Annotated in this window: 4 protein-coding genes and 1 pseudogene; 4 read left to right on the top strand and 1 reads right to left on the bottom strand. The window is 45.5% G+C overall.

Annotated elements, in window-relative coordinates:
* Positions 1 to 143: 143 nt before the first annotated feature.
* The gene (locus tag F6K20_RS24100) at positions 144 to 482 is read left to right on the top strand and encodes an NAD(P)H-quinone oxidoreductase subunit M (RefSeq protein ID WP_071102827.1); all 339 of its coding nucleotides are present in this window, start codon (positions 144 to 146) and stop codon (positions 480 to 482) included.
* A gap of 658 nt (positions 483 to 1,140) precedes the next feature.
* Here the strand turns inward: F6K20_RS24100 and F6K20_RS24105 are convergent.
* Positions 1,141 to 1,293, bottom strand: a complete 153-nt coding sequence (locus F6K20_RS24105; protein ID WP_154659805.1) for a hypothetical protein — start codon at positions 1,291 to 1,293, stop codon at positions 1,141 to 1,143.
* A gap of 131 nt (positions 1,294 to 1,424) precedes the next feature.
* On the opposite strand from F6K20_RS24105, the gene F6K20_RS24110 reads away from it, so the two are divergent.
* The 3 genes and pseudogenes from F6K20_RS24110 to F6K20_RS24120 form a co-directional block, all read left to right on the top strand.
* A complete protein-coding gene (locus tag F6K20_RS24110) occupies positions 1,425 to 1,601 on the top strand; it encodes a DUF6737 family protein (protein ID WP_324293478.1) in 177 nt (58 codons plus the stop codon).
* A 255-nt stretch (positions 1,602 to 1,856) separates the two neighbouring features.
* Positions 1,857 to 4,328 (top strand): PP2C family protein-serine/threonine phosphatase, encoded by a 2,472-nt coding sequence (locus tag F6K20_RS24115; RefSeq protein ID WP_048815254.1) that lies wholly within the window; start codon positions 1,857 to 1,859, stop codon positions 4,326 to 4,328.
* A gap of 207 nt (positions 4,329 to 4,535) precedes the next feature.
* Positions 4,536 to 4,927, top strand: a pseudogene (locus F6K20_RS24120) (CHAT domain-containing protein); the annotation flags it as partial.

Below are 4,927 nucleotides of genomic sequence, written 5' to 3' on the forward strand. Positions count from 1 at the left end.
TCAAGGCCGGGTTCCCCGGCCTTTGGTCGCGCCTTCAGGTCGCACCGCAAATCTTTGATTGGTTTGCAGGGAATTGACATGGTGAGCATTGACTACTGCCTGAAAAGATGAAAAAATAAAGGCTGTGAGCAGGAGGTTTATAGATGCTGTTAAAGTCAACCACTCGTCATGTCCGAATCTATACAGCAGAGGTAAAAAACAACGAACTAGTCGGGAGTGATAACGTTCTCACCTTAGACATTGACCCCGATAACGAATTCAATTGGAATGAAGACGCTCTACAGCAGGTTTACCGGAAGTTCGATGAGTTGGTTGAATCCTACAGCGGATTTGATTTAACCGAATACAACCTCCGTCGTATCGGTTCTGACCTAGAACACCTTGTGCGATCGCTTTTGCAAAATGGACAAATTAGCTACAATACGGAAAGCCGAGTGATTAATTACAGTATGGGATTGCCCCAAGTAGAACCTGAGAATTAGGCAGTAGGAGATAGGCTGACAAGCTACTTTCAAACCAAGTCACGACGGGAGCGAATAACTCAAGCGCCTGTCTGCCTTCATCCCCGGCCAAACTGTAGCTGGTTTACCAAAAAAATTGGGTTTAAAGCCCCGTCCTTATAGGAGACGAAACCTTAGATAGTGGAGCCTTATTACAAAAGACCGTTACCTTTTACGCATAACCTGCCGACTATAAAGGCTCCACTATCTTACGGTAACTTCAACGGACGGCTTTTTTTAGATATGCCTTGACAGTTTTCGTCTAGCACGTTAAGATAAATAAAAACATAATAAAAAAAACGATTAGTACTTTAGATAAACATAATCTTAAAATAAGTAGACAATGTAAAAAACCTGTTTTGAGATCATCATGTTGCATAATCAAATCTAGCGATTTGGAAGTCTATGAAAATCAAGATTAAAAAACATTGTTTGTCTAAATTTATTAAATAATTTAGGTACGGTGGGGTTAGAAGTTACCGTAATCAGAGGGTCGCCTTTAAGGGTTACAGGCTATGCATAAAAGAGGTGCGACCCGTGGCGAATTTAATTCGCCGACGGAAAGCGCACCTTTGGTTAAAACTTTTTTATTAAGGCGACCCTCTGATCAGGTTTCGTCTCCGGCACACCGAAACCTAGGTCATAGACTAAATACGCTTGGGTCGAGGAGACCTCTATTTTTCCTGGCTCCGGCCTGGTTAAACAAGTCACCTCGTTGTTCGCGTAGCGTGGCCAAAGGCCAAGCAAGAATCCCCGTCCTTCCAGGGCGGGGAGTGTCAATTGACGTTCTCATGCTTTTAATCAATCCCTTGCTTAGTGCAAAGAAGTAAGTCGTGGTAGCTTAAAAGACTAATCTTGTCTACAGAAAAAAAATTTAATCCTTGGAGTTATAAGCCTTGGTGGTGCCAACCCTGGTCAATCCTATTGACCGGAGGGGGCATCATCTTGAGTATCTGGGTAGTTTTCAAAACCCTCTGGATAACACTACTCGTTGCTATGCCAATTCTGCTTTGGTGGACGTACTTTTTGCTGATCTGGCCTGAGCTAATCAAGATTAGTGCTATGAGTGAGGGGAACCGGTCAATATTGCGCAATGATTAATACATAAAATTAATACATAAAACTTAATGGTTACCTTCCCCATAGACCATAGGGTAATCATTGCTGCCTAGAATGTTTCAGGGGAATTCATTCACTATTGACGTAAATCATTAACCAGCCCTTAAGTCAAGCGCTACAATCTGTAATCAATGGGCTGATTTTGGCACTTCCTTTGTTGGCACATAACTCCTTCAAAGAAAGCTGTGCTAATGTTAACCCGGTTCCATCAGGCTATCTTTAGCAGCAAAGAGTTTCATGGACAATCCGGCGGCAACGCTCCACTGCCCAAACCATCAATGTCAGGCTCCCAATCCCCAGACCAACAAGTTCTGCCAAAAATGTCGCACGCCGCTGCTCAGACGATACTTGTGGGCTATTGGGTCAGGCATAAAAGCCGCTCAACCGGGAGAAGTTATTGCTAAGCGCTACCTCCTGATTCATTCTCGTGTTCTTTTAGATACTCAACCAGCGGTACCGCCAGAGACCCCACTAGAGATTCCTCAAACCATAACCCCATACTTGAGACTGGTTTCCTATGGATTACACCTGCCTCAAGTGTATGGTCTGCTAACACCTCAGCCAAGGCATAACAAAGAGATTTGGTTACTCGAAGGAGTACCAATTCAGGCAACAGGGAACATTAATACTCAAGGACAACTGTCACCAGAACTCACTAGCGTCTGGAAAGATGCCTCACCAGTACGCCAACTCAACTGGCTGCAGCAATGGGCTTCACTGTGGCAACCTTTGAGCCGAGAAGGGGTAGCGTCTAGCTTACTGAAATCCGACCTGGTGCGGGTGGAAGGAGCCTTGCTAAGGTTGTTGGAATTGCAGCCTGATCAAACGCCAGCACCAACCTTAAAACAGCTGGGTCAGCTGTGGTCACAACTGCTTGAGGGGGCTTCCCCTGTTATTAGTGAGTTTTGCCAACAACTCTGTTCCCAGCTTACAAAAGGACAGATACAGACATCAGAGCAGCTGTTAGCATTACTGGCGAAAGGGTTGTTTGAATGCCGGTCATGGCAATCGAGAACCTATAAGACTCTCACTCGTACCGATACCGGTCCCGGTCGTAGCCACAATGAAGACGCTTGCTACCCTCCTAGTGGTAAGCTAATTAGCTCTTCAAGAGGTAAGGAAGCTTTGGCAATGGTTTGCGATGGCATTGGTGGACAAGCAGGTGGTGAAATTGCCTCCCAACTGGCGATTGACACTCTCCGACAACAGCTCAAACAACTGCCAGCTAAACTGAAGGTGTGGCACCCAACCACTCTAACCCTGGAATTGGAAAAAGCTGTCTGTGCTGCCAATGACTCCATTAGCCAACGCAATGATCATGAGAACCGATTTGATCGGCAGCGTATGGGAACAACCTTGGTCATGGCTAGAACCCATGCCCATGAAATATACATTACCCATGTCGGGGATAGCAGAATCTATTGGGTGAGTCGCCATGGTTGTCACCAAGTTACTCTAGATGATGATTTAGCGTCTCGAGAAGTGCGGCTTGGATATACCCTTTACCGACATGCTCTACAACAACCAACATCTGGTGCGCTAGTGCAAGCTTTAGGGATGGGTTCATCAACCACACTGCACCCGACTGTACAGCGCTTGGTGTTGGATGAAGATTGTTTGTTTCTGCTGTGTTCTGATGGTCTTAGTGACAATGACCGAGTCGAGCAGTACTGGGAAACTGAAATACTGCCTATTCTCGACGGTCAAATTGATTTGAAGAAAGCAGCAGAACGAATCATTGAGCTTGCTAATACCAAAAACGGGCACGACAATGTCACGGTGGCGTTGATTTACTGTCAAGTCACACCAAGCCAGCCTTCCTTGCCAATCCAACTATCACCGCCACGGATAGAATCCCTTCCCACTCTCGAGACCAACAAGACTCTAATGTTAAACGTTAAGAGTGATCAGCAACCCGCTTCTACTGATGAACAAAAAACAGCGTTGCTCACACTTAACCTCATGGAAGAGGGGGACGCCTCTGGTGACCAAAATCCTAATTATTCAGCTTCAACCTTTCCTGAGAAGACTGGGAGACTTTTGTTGGGCATATTCGTGCTGTTGGTGTTAGGGGGGGTAGTCGTTTATCTGTTGAGTCCAGTGTTGAGTCCAAAGGCGAGTGGACAGATAAATCGCTTCCTGAGTGGGGTTTTTAGTCTCGGTAAGGGGCAACAAATAACCCGTTCTAAAACCCCTACACAGATTCCAGTAACTAAAGCTCCTCCAGAACAAACCCCTGACTCCGGGACCGACCCTAAGCCAGCTGCCTTAATTAAAAACCAAGATATTATTAGAACAGTGGGTCCTGTACAACTTTTGGTTAAACCTGAAAAGCAATCAATCCTTGGGAGATTTACTGCTGGTAGTGTTTTGCAGGTGATTGCCAGAAAAAGGTATCCTCAGGAAGAGACTTGGTGGATTAGATTAAGAGTTTGCTCACCTGGAACCAACAAAACTGATATTCCATCGGATATTCCATCGGATCAAATGGCTAGCCCTCCCAAAGTTGGCTCATCCTCAGTACCGTTAAACTCTAAGCAGACTAAACCCTCTGCTACCTTGGTGTCACAGGGACAGGAAGGGTGGATAAGAGAAAAGGATATTTTACCTATGATGGATCGTAATTTTACACCAACCTCTTCCCAAACGAGTCAATGTCAGAAAAAGACGCCTCCGTCTAGTTCCCCTAGACCTACTCAATCTCCCTAAGTCTCCAGAAAGTAGTGATTAGCTTATCGCTTTTAAGTTAATGCTCACCAAAGCTTTCTGACTAACCACTCAACTCCTCAACTAAGAACTGGAAACTAATGATGTCCTACTAATGACCAATGCCTCATTATTGATAGCGCCAATACCACCCAAGACTCGATAGAGTGATCAAAACATCGGTATATTCCCTATAATGATGAACCTTTAATGTCTGGTATCGAAAATCCTTGCCTCAGTTTAGCGATCGCTCGTCTATCTGCCGCTGGCAGAGAAAACTTGGCTATCTGGGTGCTGAAAGCTCCTTACCCAGGGGGAATGGTTCATCATGATTCTACTTGGTCTGAATACATGACTCAGTCCTGGCTGGCTTGGCAGGAAATGTTTTCCCCATTTTCAAACCATGTGCCGATTAGTGGTCATCACAACCAGTATCCCACCACTTTGCCCTCAGAGAATCAAAACGGTGCTAAAGGTCCGGAGATTAGCTACAGTGGTCGTTTGATGCAAGGTTTGGGCATTGACCTCTGGCAGTGGCTGTTTCAAGGCTCAATTCGCAATGCCCTCGAACGAAGTCAAGGCATTGCCTTGGGACAAAATAA

The sequence above is a fragment of the Moorena sp. SIO2C4 genome, assembly GCF_010672485.1.
Classification (GTDB): Bacteria; Cyanobacteriota; Cyanobacteriia; order Cyanobacteriales; family Coleofasciculaceae; genus Moorena; species Moorena producens.

Bases quoted from the DNA above. Each gene is read 5' to 3' on its own strand.
- F6K20_RS24100 (WP_071102827.1), top strand. From the start codon at position 144: ATGCTGTTAAAGTCAACCACTCGTCATGTCCGAATCTATACAGCAGAG.
- F6K20_RS24105 (WP_154659805.1), bottom strand. From the start codon at position 1,293: ATGAGAACGTCAATTGACACTCCCCGCCCTGGAAGGACGGGGATTCTT.
- F6K20_RS24115 (WP_048815254.1), top strand. From the start codon at position 1,857: ATGGACAATCCGGCGGCAACGCTCCACTGCCCAAACCATCAATGTCAG.